Raw genomic sequence first — 17,824 nt, 5'->3', positions numbered from 1 at the left:
CGATCAAAACTTTCCTACGGTCAGCCGACCAGGGCGGCGTAGCGGCCGCGCCGGTCCAGCAGCGCGTCGTGGGTGCCGGACTCGACGATCCGGCCGTGGTCGAGCACCGCGATCCGGTCGGCGTCGCGCACGGTGGAGAGCCGGTGCGCGATGGTCACCACGGTGCGGCCCCGGGCCAGCTCGTCCAGCGCCCGCTGGACCGCGCGTTCGGTCTCGGTGTCCAGCGCGCTGGTCGCCTCGTCCAGCACCAGGATCCGCGGGTCGCGCAGCAGGGTCCGGGCGATCGCCAGGCGCTGCTGCTCGCCGCCGGAGAACCGGTGGCCGCGCGAGCCGACCATGGTGTCGTACCGGTCGGGCAGCGCGGCGATGAGGTCGTGGATGCGGGCGGCGCGGGCGGCGGCCTCGATGTCGGCGTCGGTGGCGTCCGGACGCGCGTACCGGAGGTTGTCCCGCACGGTGCCGTGCAGCAGGTACGTCTCCTGGCTGACCACGCCCACGACGGCGGCCAGGTCGGCCGGGCGCAGGTCGCGCAGGTCGATCCCGTCGACGGTGATGCGGCCGGCGTCCGGGTCGTGCAGCCGGCTGATCAGCGCGGCGAGCGTACTCTTGCCGGAGCCGGTCTCCCCCACCAGGGCGAGGCTGGTGCCGGCCGGGACGTCCAGGCTGACGCCGGCGAGGGCGGCGGTGTCGCTGCCCGGGTAGCTGAAGGTGACGTCCTCGATCCGGAGGTGGCCGCGGGCGGTGGCCGGGTCGAGCGGGACCGGGCGGGCCGGCTCGGCGACCTCGACGGGCAGGTCGAGGTATTCGAAGATGCGGGCGAACAGCGCGAGCGACGCGGTGAGCGTGACGCCCACGTTGAGCAGGCCCATCAGCGGCCGGAACAGGTTGCCCTGCAGGGCGGTGAACGCGACGAGCGTGCCGATGGTGAGCGTGCCGGCGGTGCCGGGCAGCCCGGCGCCGAGGTAGATCACCGCGGGGATGGCAGCGAAGACGATGCTCATGGCGGCCATCCGCCAGCGTCCGGCCAGCTCGGAGCGCAGTTCCAGGTCGACCAGGCGGGCCGAGGACGCGGTGAACCGGTCGACCAGGGCCGGGCCGGTGCCGAGCGTCTTGGCCAGCCGGACGCCACTGACCGACAGCCCCTCCTCGATGGTCACCGCGAGGTCGGCCAGCTCGCGCTGGCGCTGGGCGGTGATCTCCCGGCGCAGCCGGGCGACGCGGCGGGTGAGCCACAGCGCGGGCGGCAGCACGACCGCCGAGACGAGCGTGAGGCGCCAGCTCAGCGCCAGCATGGCGATGGTGGTGGCGACCACTGTGGTGAGGTTGGCGGCGATCGAGGTGGCGGTGGAGGTGACGACCGCCTGCATGCCGCCGATGTCGTTGGTGATGCGCGACTGGACCTCGCCGGTGCGGGTGCGCACGAAGAAGCCGATCGACTGCCGCTGGAGGTGGGCGAAGACGTCGGCGCGCAGCCGGTGCATGACCTGCTGGCCGACGCGGGTGGAGATCCAGGTCTGGGCGACGCCGAGCACGGCGGTGACGGCGGCGACCGCGACCATGCCCGCGACCAGCCAGGCCAGCAGGGTCAGGTCACGCTCGGGCAGGGCCCTGTCGATCACGGTACGCAGCAGGAACGGCGTGGCCATCGCGATGATCGAGGACGCCACGATGATCGCCACCACGGTGGCGAGCGGGCCGCGGTGGGCGGTGAACAGGCGGCCGATCCGGCGCAGGGACACGTCGCGGGCCTGGGCCTTCTCGGCCGGGGAGACGGTTCGGCCGTCGCGACGGCCTTCGGGGATGCGATCCAAGGGTGCTCCTCATGTGGGGGACGAATGCCGAACTACCAACAATGCTGAGGTTACCTCAACATGAGGGAACAACACGAAAGCCTGTTACCGTATTCCCCGTGGACGGCAGCGACGAGAGCCTGGCCGAGACGTTCTGGGCGGTGACCCGCCGGCTGCGGCACCAGACCAAGCGCGCGCTTGCGCCGTGGGAGATCAGCCCCGGGCAGGCGCGGGCGCTGGGCGTGCTGATGCGTCACGGCGCGCTGCGTCCCGGCGCGCTCGCCGAGCACCTGCGCATCGCGCCGCGATCGGCCACCGAGGTGATCGACGGGTTGCAGGAGCGCGGGCTGGTCGAACGCCGGCCCGACCCGGCCGACCGGCGGGCCACGCTGGTCGCGCCCACCGCCGAGGGCGAGCGGGTGGGCGCCGCGATCCGGCAGGCGCGGGCCACCGAGGCGGAACGGTTCTTCGGCGCGCTCCCGCCGGAGGACCGGGCCGAGCTGACCCGCATCCTGCGCCGCCTGCGCGAGGACTAGATCAGCGGTTTCACCCGATCCGGGTGAGGCGACAGGCCCCGTGGCGGGGAATAGCGCCATCGGGAGGAGGGCCGATGGTCGACGCCACCGAAGAGTTCTTCCGGAGCCTGGGGCAGCGCCGGCAGCGCGGGCTGACAGCGCTCCACGAGGGCAGCGTCCGGTTCGACATCGCCGGTGACGGGTCGGTCGACCACTGGCTGGTCTCCATCGCCCGGGGCGAGGTCACCGCGGCACGGCAGGCCACCGGCGGGGACGCGGTCGTCCGGGCGGACCGGGCCGTCTTCGACCGGATCGCCCGGGGCGAGGCGTACTTCCTGACCACCGTCCTGCGCGGCGAGGCGGAGGTGGAGGGTAGCCCCCGGCTGTTCGCGACCGTACGCCGGCTGTTCCCCTCCCCGCCCGGCTCGCGCCCGGAAGGACACCGGGGAGACGATCATGGGTGACGACCACGTCGGCATCTTCGACGGGACGATCTTCCTGGTCTGCGACCGGGCCGGCGACATCGTCCCGGCGGCCGACGGCACCCACGGCCTGTTCGCCCACGACACCCGCCTGCTGTCCCGGTGGCAGCTCACCATCGACGGCGAGCGGCTCAGCACGCTGTCCATCGACGACATCCAGTACTTCGAGAACCGGTTCTACCTGGTCCCGGGCGCGCAGGACGTCTACGTCAACAGCACGCTCGAGGTGCGCCGCACCCACAGGCTGAACAGCGGACTCCACGAGGAACTGGTCCTGGTCAACAACGACCGGCGAGCCGTCGACCTGACCGTACGGATCGAGGTGGACGCGGACTTCGCGGACCTCTTCGCGGTCAAGGAGGGCACGACGAACCGGGAGGGGCGGCACTACCGGCGGGTCGACGGCCCGCGACTCGTCCTGGGTTACCAGCGCGAACGCTACCGCCGCGAGACGATCGTGTCGGCGACGGCTCCGGCGGAGGTGGACGAGAACGGCCTGACGCTGCGCGTGCACATCGAACCGCACGGCCGGTGGCAGACCCGGCTGACCGCCGAGCCGGACCTCCCCCTGCCCCGCGGACTGGAACGGCTCAGCCTGCCCGGACGGGTCGAGGGCAACGCCCGGGACAAGCCCGCCGAGCTACGGGAGTGGCTGGACCGGGCGCCGCGACTGGAGACCAGCTGGGGTCCGTTGCAGAACACCTACCGGCAGAGCCTCATCGACCTGGCCGCGCTGCGGTTCAGCCCGTTCCTCGCCGGGACCGGGTGCGTGCTGGCCGCCGGGCTGCCCTGGTTCATGAGCCTGTTCGGCCGCGACAGCATCCTCACCAGCCTCCAGGCGCTGCCGTTCGCACCGGAGCTCGCCGCCACCACGCTCACCGTGCTCGCCTTCCGCCAGGGCAGCCGGATCGACGACTTCCGGGAGGAGGAGCCGGGCCGGATCCTGCACGAGATGCGCTACGGCGAGCTGACCGTCTTCGACGAGACGCCGCACAGCCCCTACTTCGGCAGCGCGGACGCCACTCCCCTGTTCCTCGTGCTGCTCGACGAGTACGAGCGGTGGACCGGCGACGCCGCCCTCGTGCGCGCGGTGGAGCAGGAGGCGCGGGCGGCCGTCGACTGGATCGACCACTACGCCGACCGGGCCGGCAACGGTTACGTCTCCTACGAGCGGCGCAACCCGGTGAACGGCCTGGAGAACCAGTGCTGGAAGGACTCCTGGGACAGCATCTCCTACCGCGACGGCCGGCTGCCGGGCTTCCCGCGCGCCACCTGCGAACTCCAGGGGTACGCGTACGACGCGAAGGTGCGCACCGCCCGGCTGGCCCGCGAGATCTGGCACGACGCGGCGTACGCGGACCGGCTGGAGCGGGACGCCGCCGACCTCAAGCGCCGCTTCAACCACGACTTCTGGATCGACGACGGCGAGTACATGGCGCTGGCGCTGGACGGCGACGGCAGCAAGGTGGACGCCCTGTCGTCGAACATCGGCCACCTGCTGTGGAGCGGCATCGTCGAGGAGCCGAAGGCCGAGGCCCTGGTGCGGCACCTGATGTCACCGGCGATGTTCAGCGGCTGGGGTGTCCGCACGCTGGCCGAGGGCGAGGCCCGCTACAACCCGGTGGGCTACCACGTCGGGACCATCTGGCCGTTCGACAACTCGTTCATCGCCTGGGGACTGCGGCGCTACGGGTACGCCGAGGAGGCGGCCCGCGTCGCGGCCGGCATCCTGGACGCGGCGGCCTTCTACGACGGCCGGCTGCCGGAGGCGTTCGCCGGGCACGACCGGTCCGAGACCCGCTACCCGATCCGGTATCCGACCGCGTGCAGCCCGCAGGCGTGGTCGGCCGGAGCGCCGCTGCTGCTCCTGCGGACGATGCTCGGCCTGCGGCCGGTCGGCGACGATCTCGTGGCCCGGCCGGCTCTGCCTGCTAGCCTCGACTACGTGGCGTTGCTCGACATCCCCGGTCGTTGGGGGCGGCTGGACGCCTTCGGCAGGAGCACCGCCGCCGGCGGCCTGAGCCGTTACGAGCTGGCGCCACAGCAGCTCTCCGCACCGTGACGGGATCGACATGCAGCGCATCGACTGGGAGCACACCGCGGTCGTGGGCGTCCACTGGCAACCCGAGGTGGTCAGCCCCGACGGCGTCTTCGGCCCGTTCTTCGCCGACCAGGTGGCCCGGCACGGCGTGGCGGCGAACGCGGCACGGGTCGCCGCCGCCGCGCGGGCAGCGGGCGGCCTCGTGGTCTTCACCCGGGTCGCCTACCGGCCCGGCTACCCGGACCTGATCACCAACACCCCGAGCTTCGCGATGATCGCCGAACGCGGGGCGTTCCTGGAGGACGACCCGAAGACCCGCATCGTCGACGAGGTCGGGCGACAGCCCGGCGACGTCGTGGTCACCGGCACCCGGCTCGGCGGATTCTCCGGCACCGAACTGGACCTGATCCTGCGCGGCCGGGGCGTGCGGACCGTGGTGTTCACCGGCGTCGCGACGAACCTGGCCGTCGCCGCCACCGCCTACCAGGCGGTCGACAACGGGTACCGCATCGTCACCGTCTCCGACGCGTGCACGGCGGCCACCGACGAGCTGCACGAGGCGTACCTGAGCACGCTGGGCCAGCTCGGCGAGATCGCCACCACCGGCGAGATCGCCTGACCGGCCGCCGGGGCGCTCAGCGCAGGCCGGCGGCGATCGCGTCGACCAGCAGCGCGCCGAGCATCCGGGCCATCACGGCTCGGGCGGCGTCCACGTCGAGGCCCATCGAGTCGCGCATCATCGACCAGGACGACCAGGTGCCGGCCACCGTCAGCGCGTCCAGCAACTGCGCGCGGCCCGGACCGGCGTGCGCCAGCTCCGGGGCGAACACCGCCTCGATCTCGTGCCGGACGCGGGCGACGGCCGCCTCCCGGTTGCGGCGCAACTGCGGGGAGAACGGCTCCCGCAGCGCCGACGCGCGGGCCGAGGGCGCCAGCACCTCCAGCAGCCGGGCGCGCTGGTCGCAGAACGCGGCGATCCGGGCGGTCAGCGGCAGTTCCGGCGACACCGGCCGCCAGAGCGCGGCCTGCCGCTCGCCGACCCGCCGCCCGGTCGCGGCGAACAGCGTCTCCATGTCCTTGAAGTTGGTCCAGAGCGTGCGCAGCGACACCCCGGCCCGCTCGGCGATCCGTTCCCCGGTGGGGCGCAGGTCACCGGAGTCGATCAGGGCCAGGTGCGCCTCCACGATCGCGGCCCGGGTCCGCTCGGCTCGCGCCGCCCGGCCGTCCACCCGCTCCGGCGGGTCGGCCTCCACCTCGATCATGGGTACGGATCTCCTGTTGCTCGGGTACCGGCGGCAACTTTACGTGCGTGCCGCCGGGCGACCGGCACCCGGCCGCCCGGCGGGACGCCTCAGGCGGTCGGCACCGCGTCGGCGGGCGGGTTCGTCGGCGGCTCGGTGAACTCGGTGACCGCGCCGTCGCCGTCGTCCGTGGTGTACGCGGGACCGAAGTACTCCTGCACGCCGTTGCTCACCTTGGTGAGCCGGACGCCGCCGTAGCCGGCGTGCACGCCGTCGGCGTACCGGAAGGGGACCAGGCCGGGCCCGCGGAAGCCGCCCTTGCGCACGGCCTCGACCAGCTTCTCCCGGGTGGGGTCGGGCCCGGCGGCGAGCATCGCCTGGACGAACGTGTACGCCATCGAGTAGCCGTAGATGGCGTTGCCGTCGACCGGGTTGCCCGCGTTGTACTTCTGGTGGATCTTGGTGAACTCCTGGATCCACGGGTTCGCGGTGTCGGCCACGTTCGGCAGGTAGTTGTCGGCCACCATGCCCTCGAGGATCACCTTCTTATCGCCGAGCTGGGCGGCCAGCGTGGTGTAGTCGGCGCCCACGTTGGACACCACCCACTGCGCCTTGAAGCCCTGCCCGGCGGCCTGGCCCATGGCCAGCGCGGTGAAGCCCGGGATGGTCGCCGAGATGACCACCTGGCAGCCGGCCGCGCGCAGCGCCCCGATCGCCGGGCCGACCTGCTGGTTGGTGGTGGTGTACGTCTGCTTCGCCGCGACCGGGCCGAGGACCTGCTCGACGCCGACCAGCGAGTCCCGCCCGAAGTCGTCGTTCTGCCCGAAGTGGCAGACCTTCGCGCCGGGGAACTCCCGCTTGACGTAGCTGGCCAGGATCTTGCCCTCGACCGTGTAGTCGGGCTGCCAGCCGAACGTCGTCGGGTACTTGTCCGGCTCGTTCCAGTTGCGGCTGCCGGAGGCGACGAACAGGTCCGGCACCTTCTGCGTCTTGACGAACTCCAGCACGTTCGTGTGCGTGGGCGTGCCTAGGCCGCCGAGCAGCGCGAAGACCTTGTCGTCGAGCACCAGCTTGCGGACCACGTTCTCGGTGTTGGCGGGGTTGTAGCCGTCGTCCATGACCTTGTAGACGATCTTCCGGCCGTGCACGCCGCCCTTGGCGTTGACGTGCTCGAAGTACGCCTTGGTGGCGGCGGAGATCTTCGAGTAGCCGGGCGCGGCCGGTCCGGTGAGCGGTTGGTGGGTGCCGATGACGACCTCGGAGTCGCTGACGCCGGGAACGTTCTCGGCGGCCTGCTTCTCGTCGTCGGCGCAGGCCGGCAGCGCGGCCAGCAGGGCCAGGCCGGCGGCGGCCGCGAGAACGCGGCGGGTGGTGGTGCGCATGGTTCTCCATTCCGGTGCGACGGTGCGAACGGTGTGGGTGGAACCGGTGAGGTCAGCGGTCCGGCGGCCGGGGGGTGGCGGGACGGCGGCGGACGGCCCCGCGCAGGCGGGCGGTGAGGGCACGCACGCCGCCCTGCAGGCCGCCCGGGGCGGCGAGCATGACGACGATGAGGACCAGGCCGAACACGGCCAGCGCGAGGTTGCCCTCCAGCCGCTGGGCCAGCCCGGCGGAGAGGCTGAGGTGTTCGGTGAGCAGGCCGGGCAGGTCCTGGAGCGCGACCAGCAGCACCGCGCCCCAGACCGCGCCGGCCAGGCTGCCCAGCCCGCCGATGACGATCGCCATGAGCAGGAACAGCGACAGGTCCAGCGGGAACTTGCCGGGCGCGACGGTGGCGGTGAGCATGGCGTACACGCCGCCGCCCAGCCCGGCGCAGGCGGCGCTGACCACGAACGCGAGCACCTGCGTACGGGCCACCGGGATGCCGGCGAGCCGGGCCGCGACCTCGTCGTCGCGGACCGCCCGCAGCGACCGGCCGAAACGGCTGCGCACCAGGTTGGCCAGCAGCAGCATGGTGAGCAGCGCGGCGGCCAGCGCGATCCAGGCCAGCCAGCGCTCGGGCTGGAAGTAGGCGCCGAGCGCGGCCGGTGGCGTCTGCGCCGGGAACGACAGCCCCTGCTCGCCGTTGAACACGCCGGTGAAGATCGTGGTGACCGCCGGGACGAGCGTCGCCACGGCGAGGGTCACGCCGGCCAGGTAGGGGCCGCGCAGCCGGGCCGCGGCCAGCCCGACGACGAGTCCGCCGAGCGCGGTCACCGCGACCCCCGCGAGCAGCGACGCCGGCAGCGTCCACCACCCGCGTACGGCCCGCTCGTCGAGGGCCTGCTGGGTCAGCGCCACGGTGTACGCGCCGGTGGCCATCAGCGCGCCGTGCCCGAGCGAGAGCTGGCCGTTGAGCCCGACCAGCACGGTGTGCCCGGCGGTGACGCAGAGGAACGCGCAGACGCGCGCCACCTGGAGGTTCTGGTACGGCGCGAGCTGGTTGGTGACCARCACGACGAGCGTGCCGGCGAACACGGCCACGGCCAGGTGGCGCAGCAGCGTGGAGCCGCGCGGATCGCGTCCGGCCGGCGCGCCGGGCAGCAGCCGGCGCAGCGGGGACGCCGTGGCGGGCGCGGTCTCGGTCGGGGTGGTCGTCACACGTGCCTCGCTCTCGCCGCGGAGAAGAGCCCGCCGGGGCGGACCAGCAGGACGGCCAGCAGCAGCACCAGGACAGCCAGCGGGGTGGTGTCAGGTCCGAGGTAGCCGGTGACGTAGGACAGGATCAGCCCGACCAGCAGGCCGCCGACGACAGCGCCGACCGGGCTGTCCAGGCCGCCGACCACGGCGGCGGTGAACGCGATCACGAAGACCAGGTCCATGGCGTGCGAGTGCAGGCCGAGTCCGGTGGGGACGACGAGCATCCCGGCCAGCGCGCCGACGGCGGCGGCGAGCGCCCAGCCGAGCGTGAGCATCCGGCCGACGCTGACGCCGAGCAGCCGGGACACCTCGGGGGCGAACGCGGCAGCCCGCATCCGCAATCCGATCGGGGTGCGGGTGAACAGCACCGCGAGCAGCGCCACCACCGTGAGCGCCGCGCCGAGCACCCAGAGGTCGTACGGGGACAGCGCGGCCACCCCGGCGATGGTGAGCGCGTCGGTGTCGAACGGCGCCGGGGCGGGACGGTACTCGTTGCCGAAGATCATGCCGAGCACCGCCTGGATGACGAGCACCAGGCCGAGCGCGACGATCACCTGGTTGAGCGGCCCGCCGGGTCCGGCGAACCGCATCAGCACCCGCTCCACCAGCGCGCCCAGGGCCAGTCCGGACAGGATCGCGGCGGCCAGGCCGAGCCAGTACGAGCCGGTGGCGGAGACGACCGCGTAGCCGACGTAGGCGGTGGCCACGGCCATCGCGCCCTGGGCGAAGTTGACCACCCGGGCGGCGCGCCAGATGAGCACCAGCGCGAGCGCGAACGCCGCGTAGACCGCCCCGGCGGCGAGCCCGTCGAAGGTGAGGAACCAGAACCGCTCCATCCGCGACCCCTTCCTAGAATCCGAGGTACGCGTGCCGGAGCTGGTCGTCGTCGCGCAGCCGGGCGGCCGGCGCGGCGGTCACCACGCGCCCGAGCGACATGACGATGCCCTGGTCGGCGACGGAGAGCGCGCTGCGTACGTTCTGCTCGACCAGCAGCACGGTGAGCCCCCGTTCGTCGCGCAGCCGCCGCAGCAGCGCCATGATCTGCGCGGTGACCTTGGGCGCCAGCCCGAGCGACGGCTCGTCGAGCAGCAGCAGCCGGGGCCGGGCGATCAGCGCGCGGCCGATCGCGAGCATCTGCCGTTCGCCGCCGGAGAGCTGGTGTCCGGCGTGGTCGCGGCGGCGGGCCAGCGCGGGGAACAGCTCGTACACCTCGTCCTGCGCGCGCCGGGCGTCGGCCCGGTCACGCCGCCACAGCCCGCCCAGGCGCAGGTTCTCCGCCACGGTCAGCTCGGTCACCACGCCGCGCCCCTCCGGCACGTGCGCCAGCCCGCGCCGGACCAGGTGTTCCACCCGGACGCCGCGCAGGTCCTCGCCCGCGTACCGGATCCGGCCGCCGGTGGGCCGCAGCAGGCCCGAGAGGGTACGCAGCAGCGTGGTCTTGCCCGCGCCGTTGGCGCCGAGCACGGCGGTGACGGTGCCGGCCGGGACGGTGAACGCGACGTCGCGCAGCACCGGCACCGGGCCGTAGCCGCTGCTGAGCGCCTCCACCTCCAGCACGGCGGTCACGGCGTGCTCCCCTCGACCGGCACGTCGGCGCCCAGGTAGGCCTCGGTGACCCTTGGGTCGTCGCGGATGCTCTCCGGCGCCCCGGCGGCGATCACCTTGCCGAAGTCGAGCACCACGAGGTCGTGGCAGACGGACATGACCAGGTCCATGTGGTGCTCGACGAGCAGCACGGCGCAGCCGTCGGCCCGGTCGGGCAGGGCGCGGACCAGGTCGGCCAGCTCGGCCACGTCGTCGGCGCCGAGACCGCCGGCCGGCTCGTCGAGCAGCAGCAGCCGGGGGCGGGCGATCAGCGCGCGGGCCAGCGCGACCCGCTTGCGTACCGCATAGGGCAGGGTGCCCGGCGCGGCGTCGGCGTGCCCGTCGATGCCCAGCTCGGCGAGCAGGTCCAGGGCCTGGGCGCGCAGCCGGCGCTCGTCGTTGTCGCTGCGCGGCAGGCCGAACAGCGCGGCGGCGAAACCGGCGCGGGCGGTGTGGCTCGCGCCGGCCACCACGTTCTCCAGCACGGTCAGCCCGGCGAACAGGCCGACGCCCTGCAGCGTACGGGCGATGCCGAGCCGGGTGAGGGCGTGCGGGCGGGGCCGGAACGGCCGGCCGTCGAGCGTGAGCGAGCCCTCGGTGGGTCGGACGAAGCCGCAGACCACGTTGAACAGCGTGGTCTTGCCGGCGCCGTTGGGCCCGATCACGCCGACGACCCGGCCGGGCGGTACGCGCAGCGAGACGTCGTCGAGGGCGACCAGGCCGCCGAAGCGTACGCCGACGTGGTGCAGCGCCAGACCCTGATCGTCGGCGGGGGTGGCCGGTGGGCTCATCGTCACCTCGTGCCGGTCGACGGAGCGCGGAAAAACTAATTACACCGGGAGTGTACTTTTCTCTGCCGCCGCGTCAATGCCCAGACGATCACGGTTCATTTCCCGGGGTTATCGGCCTCCAACATGCACTGTCGGTGTGATCATCCCGCCATCCGGTCGCGGGCGCGGCGCAGGAACGTCTGCTCCGCCGCGTTGCCGGTGCCGGCGATCGCCGCGTCGTACGCGATCCGGGCCTGCGCCGGACGGTCGAGGCGGCGCAACAGGTCGGCCCGGATCGCGTGCCACACGTGGTATCCGGTCAGGTCCAGTCGGTCCACTTCGGCCAGAGCGGCCGCCGGTCCGCGTACCTCGGCCAGCGCGACCGCCCGGTTCAGCGCCACCACCGGTCCCGGCGCGACGGCCGCCAACTGGTCGTAGAGCGCGAGGATCTGTCCCCAGTCGGTCGCGGCGGCGGTCGGCGCGTCCGCGTGCACCGCGCCGATCGCGGCCTGGAGCTGGTACGGGCCGGGCCGGCCCCGCCGCAGGCACCGGCGGACCAGTTCCTGGCCCTCGGCGATCAGCTCCCGGTCCCACCGGCCACGGTCCTGCTCGGACAGCGACACCGGCGCCCCGTCCGGCCCGGTCCGGGCGTCCCGGCGCGCCTCGGTGAGCAGCATCAGCGCGAGCAGGCCGAGCGCCTCCGGCTCGTCCGGCATCAGCGTCACCAGCAGCCGGCCCAGCCGGATCGCCTCGGCGCCCAGCTCGGCGCGGCCCAGCCGCTCCCCCGCGCTGGCCGTGTGCCCCTCGTTGAAGATCAGGTAGACCACCGCGAGGACCCCGCGCAGCCGGTCCGGCAGGTCCGCGTCGCGCGGCACCCGGTACGGGATACCGGCGTCGCGGATCTTCGCCTTGGCCCGGACCAGGCGCTGGGCCATCGTCCGCTCCGGCACCAGGAAGGCGCGCGCGATCTCGGCGGTGCTCAGGCCGCCGAGCAGGCGCAGCGTCAACGCCACCCGGGCGGGCGCGGCGAGCGCCGGGTGGCAGCAGGTGAAGATCAGGCGCAGGCGGTCGTCGGGCACGGGCCCCTCCTCGGCGGGCGGGTCGGCGGCGTGCAGCAGGGCGGCCTCGGCGTGCCGGGCGGCCCGGGTGGACTCGCGGCGCAACCTGTCGATCGCCCGGTTCCGGGCGGTGGTGATGATCCAGCCGGCCGGGCTGGGCGGCGGCCCGTCGGCGGCCCAGCGCGTCACCGCGATCGCGAACGCCTCCTGGACCGCCTCCTCGGCGAGGTCGATGTCGCCGAGGAGACGGACCAGGACGGCTACCGCGCGGCCGTACTCGGCCCGGAAGACCCGTTCGACGTCGGTCATCCCTCGCCCTGGAACGGGCGGACCTCGATCGGCAGCGTGGTCGCCAGCGCGTACCGGCGGCCCCAGTCCAGCGCGGCGTCCAGGTCGGGCGCCCGGATGATGGTGACGCCGCCCAGGTACTCCTTGCCCTCGGCGAACGGCCCGTCGGTGACCAGCACCTCGTCACCGGCCGGGCGCAGCACGGTGGCGGTCTGCGGGTCGTGCAGGCCGTTGCCGAACACCCAGCACCCCGCCTCCCGCAGGTCCCGGCCGATGGCCTCGACCTCGCGCATCACCCCGGCCAGGAACTCCGGGTCCGGGCGTCCCTGGCCGGCCGGCTGGTACATGCTGATCAGGTACTGCTTCATCGGCTTCTCCTCGTCACCGGACGGCCCCGCGCCGCCCCTTCACCCTCCACACGAACGGCTGGCGCCGGTTTCGACACGCCGGGCCGGGTGAATCCGGCCGGGAGCGGGGTACGCCGCCGCGTGCGCCGCCACCGGGTCGTCGTCGTGGGCGCCGGGTTCTCCGGTCTGGCCTGCGCGCTCGCGCTGGACGCGGCGGGCGCGCAGGTGCGGGTGCTGGAGGCCCGGGACCGGGTGGGCGGCCGCACGCTCAGCCGACCGCTACCAGGCGGCGGCTGGCTCGATCTCGGCGCGCAGTGGATCGGCCCCACCCAGGACCGGATGTACGCGCTCGCCGCCGCGTACGGCCTGGCCGCGTTCCCCTCCCCCGCGCACGGCGCGGCGACGCTGCTGCTCGGCGCACGCCCGGCCACCGGCGAGCCGCCGGGGCTGTCCGCGCTGCTGGGCACGCTCGACGAAATGGCGGCCGGGCTCGACCCGGCCGCGCCGTGGCGGGCCGCCGAGGCGGCACTGTGGGACCGGGTCACGTTCGGCGGCTGGCTCGACGCGAGCGGGGCCGACCCGGTCACCGCCGGGTACGCCGGCCGGATGCTCGCCGGTGGCCTGCTGGCCGCCTCGCCGGACGAGGTCTCGCTGCTGCACATGCTGTTCTACCTGCGCAGCGGCGGCGGCACCGGGTCGCTGCTGCGCATGGCCGGTGGCGCCCAGCAGGACCGGATCGCCGGCGGCCCGGCCGCGCTGGCCGAGCGGATGGCCGCCGCGCTGCCTCCGGGGAGCCTGCGCCTGCGCGCGCCGGTGGACGGCGTCGCGCAGGACCGCGACGGGGTGCGGGTGCGCTGCGGCGGCGAGACGTACCGCGGCGACGCGGTGGTGGTCGCGCTGGCGCCGACGCTGGCCGGGCGCATCCGGTACGACCCGCCGCTGCCGCCGCTGCGCGACGGGCTGACCCAGCGGATGCCGATGGGCGCGGCGCTCAAGGTCCACGCGCTCTATCCGGAGCCGTTCTGGCGGGCCGACGGCCGCTCCGGCGTGTCCAGCACCGACACCGGGCCGCTCACCGAGACGGTGGACAACTCGCTGCCGGACGTACCCGGTGGGATCCTCACCGCGTTCAGCTACGGCGCGCAGGCCCGGGCGCTGCGCCGGCTGCCGGAGGGCGCGCGCCGGGACGCGCTGTGCGAGGCGCTGGCCGCGATCTTCGGCCCGGCCGCCGCGCGCCCCGACGACCTCGTCGAGTACGACTGGTCTGCCGACGAGTGGACGCGCGGCTGCTTCTGCGGCGTCCTGCCGACCGGCGCGTGGTGCGCGTACGGCCCGGAACTGCGCACGCCGGTGGGCCGGGTGCACTGGGCCGGCACGGAGACCGCGACCCGGTGGAGCGGCTACCTGGAGGGCGCGGTGACCGCCGGCGAGCGCGCCGCCGCCGAGGCGCTCGCCCAGCTCGGCTGAGCACCCAATTCAGTGAGATTCTTCGATGCGTTCTATTGAAAAGTTTCTCCGCCCTGTGCACTAATGACGACAGTTCCTTTCGTCATACTCCCGCCGCCGGAGCGCGGCAACCCCCAGGGAGGACAGATGCACAGTTCGATCCGATCGGCGCTGCGCGCGGCCGGAGCCGCGCTGCTCGCCACCGTCACCGTCGCCGCCGCGGTCCTGTCCGCAGCGGCACCCGCCTCCGCCGCCCCGGCCGGACTACCCGGCATGGACGTCTCCAGCTACCAGGGCAACGTGAACTGGTCCGGGGCGTGGGCCAACGGCGCCCGGTTCGCCTACGTCAAGGCGACCGAGGGCACGTACTACACCAACCCGTACTTCGCCCAGCAGTACAACGGCTCCTACAACGTCGGGATGATCCGCGGCTCGTACCACTTCGCCCGCCCCGACACCACCAGCGGCGCCGTCCAGGCCAACTACTTCGTCGACCACGGCGGCGGCTGGTCCAAGGACGGGCGGACGCTGCCCGGCGCGCTGGACATCGAGTACAACCCGTACGGCGCGACCTGCTACGGCCTGAGCCAGGCGTCGATGCGCAGCTGGATCGCCTCGTTCGTCAACCAGTACTACGCCCGCACCGGCCGGTGGGCCACCATCTACACCACCACCGACTGGTGGAGCACCTGTACCGGCAACACCTCGCAGTTCGCGGCCAACAACCCACTGTGGATCGCCCGCTACTCCAGCAGCGTCGGCGCGCTGCCGGCCGGCTGGGGCACGTACTCGTTCTGGCAGTGGTCCTCCTCCGGAGTCTTCCCCGGTGACCAGAACGTGTGGAACGGCTCGCTGGACCGGCTGCGCGTGCTGGCCTGCAACGGACCCTGCTGACCCCGGCCCGGGCGTGGCGGGCGGTGCCGGTCCCGCCACGCCCGGCCGCACCTCACCCCACGAGGAGGCTGCGATGTCTGTTCCCGTCCACCGGCGGACCGTGCTGCGCGGCGCGGTCCTGCTCGGCGCCGCCGCCGGCGTCGGCGCGCTGACCCAGATCGGCTCCGGCCCCGACGCGCGGGCCGCTGCCACCCGTGTCGACCAGCCGACCATCGCCAACTGTGCGACCTGGGGCGCCCGCCCGCCCTCGTCGCCGGTGAGCGTGGTGGCCAGCCGGCCCAACAAGATCATCGTGCACCACACCGCGTTCCCGAACACCACCGACTACAGCCTCGCCCAGGCGTACCGGAACTCCCGCGACATCCAGAACCTGCACATGGACGGCAACGGCTGGCTCGACTCCGGGCAGCACTTCACCAACAGCCGGGGCGGCTACCTGACCGAGGGCCGCCACGGCAGCCTCTACGCGCTGCTGCACGGCCAGACCATGGTGCAGGGCGCGCACTGCGTCGGGCAGAACAGCCAGGCCATCGGCATCGAGAACGACGGCATCTACCTGGATGTGCAGCCGCCCCAGGCGCTCTGGAACAGCCTCGTCACGTTCTGCGCGTTCACCTGCCAGCAGTACGGCATCGCGCCCACCGAGATCTACGGGCACAAGGACTTCAACGACACGCAGTGCCCGGGCCTGCTGCACGACCGCCTGCCGGAGCTGCGCCGTACCGTCGCCGCCCGTCTCGGCGGCTGACCACGGGGGTACGCGGGACGCCCGGGTGCGACGGGCGTCCCGCAGCGCGTCAGCGCTCGCTTATATAAGCCTCGTCTGATACAAAGGGGTCGTGCACGCCTTCGACGTTCTCGGCGACCCGGTCCGCCGCCGGATCCTGGAACTGCTCGCCGACGGTGAGCAGCCCGCCGGGGCGCTCGGCGAGACCGTGCGGCGCGAGTTCGGCATCAGCCAGCCCGCCGTCTCGCAGCACCTCAAGGTGCTGCGCGAACACGGCTTCGCCACGGTGCGCGCCGACGGCACCCGCCGGCTCTACGCCGTGGACCCCGGCCCGCTGCGCGAGATCGACGCGTGGCTGGACGGGTTCCGCCGCTTCTGGACGCCGCCACTGGCCGCGCTCGCCACCGAGCTGGCCCGGGGCCGCCGCGAACGACGGCTGCGCGCAGACGACACCGACGACGAGAGGACCGAACCATGATCGACGTGACCGGACAGATCAGCGCCGTCGAGCGCCGCATCGGCGACCGCACGCTCCCCGCCGGGCAGGCGCGGGTGCTCACCATCGCCCAGACGTACGACGCGCCGGTGGACGACGTCTTCGACGCCTGCACCAACCCGGAACGGATACCGCGCTGGTTCCTGCCCGTCTCCGGCGACCTGAGCCTCGGCGGCCGCTACCAGCTGGAGGGCAACGCCGGTGGCACCGTCGAACGCTGCGACCCGCCGCACGGCTTCGCCGCCACCTGGGAGTTCGGCGACGAGGTGAGCTGGATCGAGGTGCGGCTGCGCGAGGCCGGCCCCGGGCGTACCCGCTTCGAGCTGGAACACGTCGCACACGTCGACGACCAGCGGTGGGCCGAGTACGGCCCGGGCGCGGTCGGCATCGGCTGGGACCTGGCGCTGGTCGGGCTGGCCTCCCACTTCGCGGCCGACGGCACGGGCGTCGACCCGGCCGCCGCAGCCGAGTGGATGGCCTCACCCGAGGGCCTCCGTTTCGTCACCGAGTCCAGCAGGAGCTGGACGGAGGCAAGCATCGAAGCCGGCACCCCGGCCGAGGAGGCACACGCCGCGGGCGAGCGCGTCACCGCGTTCTACACAGGCGCCCCCACGCCCTGACCCTCCTCTCCCTCCCTCTCCCCGCCCTCCCCTCCCCCTCCTCGTCGATCTTGCGGTTTGGGCCCTCAGAATGTCCGTTTGACGGAGTTTGCGGGGCACCAAATCGCAAGATCGACGGGCTCGGTCGAGCTCTTCGAGATCTTGGAAGGAAAGGGTCGCCATAGGAGCCTTTTCCTTCCAAGATCTCTTTGCATCTCGTGATGTGGAGCAGGCCTCTCCAAGCAGGACATCCGTCGTTGTCCCGGCGGAGATGCGGGTGATCGGCGTGGATGACGGCGCCTTGTCGGGGGCGAAAAGCGGCGGTGGGATGTCGGTGGGGTGGGGCAGACTGCGGGGCATGCCGATCCGTTCCGTCGCCGACCTGACCGCCGCGCTCGACACCGGCGCGACGTTCAAGTATCTGCGCTTCTGGGGGCACCGGCCGCAGCGCGACGGCGGTGTCGGCGCCGGTTGCCTGAGCCAGTGGTGGCCGGCGGCGTTCACAGTGGACGGCCGGGAGTTCGCCACCGCCGAGCACTGGATGATGTGGCACAAGGCCACCCTCTTCGGTGACCTGGCGGTCGCCGAGCGGGTGCTGGCCGCCGGGCACCCGCACCGGGCCAAGGCGCTCGGCCGGCAGGTGCGCGACTTCGACGAGGCGACCTGGGCGGCCCGCCGCTACGAGATCGTGGTGGCCGGCAGCGTGGCCAAGTTCGCCCAGCACGAGCCGTTGCGGCGGTTCCTGCTCGGCACCGGCGACCGGGTGCTCGTCGAGGCCAGCCCGACGGACCGGGTCTGGGGCATCGGCCTGACCGCCGACGACCCGCGAGCCGCCGACCCGGCGACCTGGCGGGGCGACAACCTGCTCGGCTTCGCCCTGATGGAGGCGCGCGCCCAGCTCGCCGGCCAGAGGGGGTGACGTCTGAC

The 17,824-nt window shown here is 73.5% G+C and carries 19 protein-coding genes; 10 read left to right on the top strand and 9 right to left on the bottom strand.

Features of this window, described 5'->3' with window-relative positions:
- Positions 1-20: 20 nt before the first annotated feature.
- On the bottom strand, positions 21-1,802 hold the full coding sequence (locus A8711_RS14655) for an ABC transporter ATP-binding protein (protein WP_369830114.1): 1,782 nt from the start codon (positions 1,800-1,802) through the stop codon (positions 21-23).
- Positions 1,803-1,909: 107 nt separating this feature from the next.
- Here A8711_RS14655 and A8711_RS14650 point away from each other — a divergent pair, with 107 nt between their 5' ends.
- From A8711_RS14650 to A8711_RS14635, 4 genes are all read left to right on the top strand, one after another.
- Positions 1,910-2,326: a MarR family winged helix-turn-helix transcriptional regulator gene (locus tag A8711_RS14650; protein ID WP_043323514.1), complete on the top strand. Its 417-nt coding sequence runs from the start codon at positions 1,910-1,912 to the stop codon at positions 2,324-2,326.
- 74 nt (positions 2,327-2,400) lie between these two features.
- A complete protein-coding gene (locus tag A8711_RS14645) occupies positions 2,401-2,769 on the top strand; it encodes an SCP2 sterol-binding domain-containing protein (RefSeq protein WP_064445712.1) in 369 nt (122 codons plus the stop codon).
- The gene (locus tag A8711_RS14640) at positions 2,762-4,849 is read left to right on the top strand and encodes a glycogen debranching N-terminal domain-containing protein (protein ID WP_043323511.1); all 2,088 of its coding nucleotides are present in this window, start codon (positions 2,762-2,764) and stop codon (positions 4,847-4,849) included. The genes A8711_RS14645 and A8711_RS14640 overlap by 8 nt, the downstream gene beginning before the upstream one ends.
- 10 nt (positions 4,850-4,859) lie before the next feature.
- The gene (locus A8711_RS14635; RefSeq protein WP_069088512.1) at positions 4,860-5,447 is read left to right on the top strand and encodes a cysteine hydrolase family protein; all 588 of its coding nucleotides are present in this window, start codon (positions 4,860-4,862) and stop codon (positions 5,445-5,447) included.
- 16 nt (positions 5,448-5,463) lie between these two features.
- On the opposite strand, the gene A8711_RS14630 is transcribed toward A8711_RS14635, so the two are convergent.
- The 8 genes from A8711_RS14630 to A8711_RS14595 all read right to left on the bottom strand — a co-directional run bounded on the left by A8711_RS14630 (position 5,464) and on the right by A8711_RS14595 (position 12,756).
- Positions 5,464-6,090 (bottom strand): TetR/AcrR family transcriptional regulator, encoded by a 627-nt coding sequence (locus A8711_RS14630; protein ID WP_064445710.1) that lies wholly within the window; start codon positions 6,088-6,090, stop codon positions 5,464-5,466.
- Positions 6,091-6,179: 89 nt separating this feature from the next.
- Positions 6,180-7,451, bottom strand: a complete 1,272-nt coding sequence (locus A8711_RS14625; RefSeq protein WP_064445709.1) for an ABC transporter substrate-binding protein — start codon at positions 7,449-7,451, stop codon at positions 6,180-6,182.
- Between the two features lie 52 nt (positions 7,452-7,503).
- Positions 7,504-8,649 (bottom strand): branched-chain amino acid ABC transporter permease, encoded by a 1,146-nt coding sequence (locus A8711_RS14620; protein WP_069088511.1) that lies wholly within the window; start codon positions 8,647-8,649, stop codon positions 7,504-7,506.
- A complete protein-coding gene (locus A8711_RS14615) occupies positions 8,646-9,524 on the bottom strand; it encodes a branched-chain amino acid ABC transporter permease (RefSeq protein WP_043323502.1) in 879 nt (292 codons plus the stop codon). Before A8711_RS14615 ends, A8711_RS14620 begins: the two co-directional genes overlap by 4 nt.
- Positions 9,525-9,537: 13 nt before the next feature.
- Positions 9,538-10,254, bottom strand: coding sequence for an ABC transporter ATP-binding protein (locus tag A8711_RS14610; RefSeq protein WP_043323500.1), 717 nt, complete (start codon positions 10,252-10,254; stop codon positions 9,538-9,540).
- Positions 10,251-11,063, bottom strand: a complete 813-nt coding sequence (locus tag A8711_RS14605; protein ID WP_069088682.1) for an ABC transporter ATP-binding protein — start codon at positions 11,061-11,063, stop codon at positions 10,251-10,253. The genes A8711_RS14610 and A8711_RS14605 overlap by 4 nt, the downstream gene beginning before the upstream one ends.
- 140 nt (positions 11,064-11,203) lie before the next feature.
- Positions 11,204-12,409, bottom strand: a complete 1,206-nt coding sequence (locus tag A8711_RS14600) for an RNA polymerase sigma factor (protein WP_069088510.1) — start codon at positions 12,407-12,409, stop codon at positions 11,204-11,206.
- The gene (locus tag A8711_RS14595; protein WP_064445706.1) at positions 12,406-12,756 is read right to left on the bottom strand and encodes a YciI family protein; all 351 of its coding nucleotides are present in this window, start codon (positions 12,754-12,756) and stop codon (positions 12,406-12,408) included. Before A8711_RS14595 ends, A8711_RS14600 begins: the two co-directional genes overlap by 4 nt.
- Between A8711_RS14595 and A8711_RS14590 the strand changes: the two genes are divergently transcribed.
- The 6 genes from A8711_RS14590 to A8711_RS14565 all read left to right on the top strand — a co-directional run bounded on the left by A8711_RS14590 (position 12,715) and on the right by A8711_RS14565 (position 17,816).
- Positions 12,715-14,202: an NAD(P)/FAD-dependent oxidoreductase gene (locus tag A8711_RS14590; RefSeq protein WP_255365628.1), complete on the top strand. Its 1,488-nt coding sequence runs from the start codon at positions 12,715-12,717 to the stop codon at positions 14,200-14,202. The genes A8711_RS14595 and A8711_RS14590 overlap by 42 nt on opposite strands.
- A gap of 126 nt (positions 14,203-14,328) precedes the next feature.
- Positions 14,329-15,075, top strand: coding sequence for a lysozyme (locus A8711_RS14585; RefSeq protein WP_069088509.1), 747 nt, complete (start codon positions 14,329-14,331; stop codon positions 15,073-15,075).
- Positions 15,076-15,148: 73 nt separating this feature from the next.
- Positions 15,149-15,823 (top strand): peptidoglycan recognition family protein, encoded by a 675-nt coding sequence (locus A8711_RS14580; RefSeq protein WP_069088508.1) that lies wholly within the window; start codon positions 15,149-15,151, stop codon positions 15,821-15,823.
- Between the two features lie 91 nt (positions 15,824-15,914).
- Positions 15,915-16,280 carry a helix-turn-helix transcriptional regulator gene (locus tag A8711_RS14575; RefSeq protein WP_069088507.1) on the top strand — a complete coding sequence of 122 codons (366 nt, stop codon included), beginning with the start codon at positions 15,915-15,917 and terminating at the stop codon, positions 16,278-16,280.
- Positions 16,277-16,918, top strand: coding sequence for an SRPBCC family protein (locus A8711_RS14570; RefSeq protein WP_069088506.1), 642 nt, complete (start codon positions 16,277-16,279; stop codon positions 16,916-16,918). The genes A8711_RS14575 and A8711_RS14570 overlap by 4 nt, the downstream gene beginning before the upstream one ends.
- A 307-nt stretch (positions 16,919-17,225) precedes the next feature.
- Positions 17,226-17,816 carry an NADAR family protein gene (locus A8711_RS14565; RefSeq protein ID WP_069088505.1) on the top strand — a complete coding sequence of 197 codons (591 nt, stop codon included), beginning with the start codon at positions 17,226-17,228 and terminating at the stop codon, positions 17,814-17,816.
- The last annotated feature ends 8 nt before the right edge of the window (positions 17,817-17,824 follow it).

Origin of the sequence: Micromonospora sp. II (assembly GCF_001709195.1) — a bacterium.
In the GTDB taxonomy this organism is placed as follows: domain Bacteria; phylum Actinomycetota; class Actinomycetes; order Mycobacteriales; family Micromonosporaceae; genus Micromonospora; species Micromonospora chalcea.
This window is presented reverse-complemented; position numbering and strand designations above follow the sequence as displayed.

Bases quoted from the DNA above. Each gene is read 5' to 3' on its own strand.
- A8711_RS14600 (WP_069088510.1), bottom strand. From the start codon at position 12,409: ATGACCGACGTCGAACGGGTCTTCCGGGCCGAGTACGGCCGCGCGGTA.
- A8711_RS14605 (WP_069088682.1), bottom strand. From the start codon at position 11,063: ATGAGCCCACCGGCCACCCCCGCCGACGATCAGGGTCTGGCGCTGCAC.
- A8711_RS14625 (WP_064445709.1), bottom strand. From the start codon at position 7,451: ATGCGCACCACCACCCGCCGCGTTCTCGCGGCCGCCGCCGGCCTGGCC.
- A8711_RS14645 (WP_064445712.1), top strand. From the start codon at position 2,401: ATGGTCGACGCCACCGAAGAGTTCTTCCGGAGCCTGGGGCAGCGCCGG.
- A8711_RS14570 (WP_069088506.1), top strand. From the start codon at position 16,277: ATGATCGACGTGACCGGACAGATCAGCGCCGTCGAGCGCCGCATCGGC.
- A8711_RS14640 (WP_043323511.1), top strand. From the start codon at position 2,762: ATGGGTGACGACCACGTCGGCATCTTCGACGGGACGATCTTCCTGGTC.
- A8711_RS14595 (WP_064445706.1), bottom strand. From the start codon at position 12,756: ATGAAGCAGTACCTGATCAGCATGTACCAGCCGGCCGGCCAGGGACGC.
- A8711_RS14580 (WP_069088508.1), top strand. From the start codon at position 15,149: ATGTCTGTTCCCGTCCACCGGCGGACCGTGCTGCGCGGCGCGGTCCTG.
- A8711_RS14635 (WP_069088512.1), top strand. From the start codon at position 4,860: ATGCAGCGCATCGACTGGGAGCACACCGCGGTCGTGGGCGTCCACTGG.
- A8711_RS14630 (WP_064445710.1), bottom strand. From the start codon at position 6,090: ATGATCGAGGTGGAGGCCGACCCGCCGGAGCGGGTGGACGGCCGGGCG.
- A8711_RS14565 (WP_069088505.1), top strand. From the start codon at position 17,226: ATGTCGGTGGGGTGGGGCAGACTGCGGGGCATGCCGATCCGTTCCGTC.
- A8711_RS14615 (WP_043323502.1), bottom strand. From the start codon at position 9,524: ATGGAGCGGTTCTGGTTCCTCACCTTCGACGGGCTCGCCGCCGGGGCG.
- A8711_RS14585 (WP_069088509.1), top strand. From the start codon at position 14,329: ATGCACAGTTCGATCCGATCGGCGCTGCGCGCGGCCGGAGCCGCGCTG.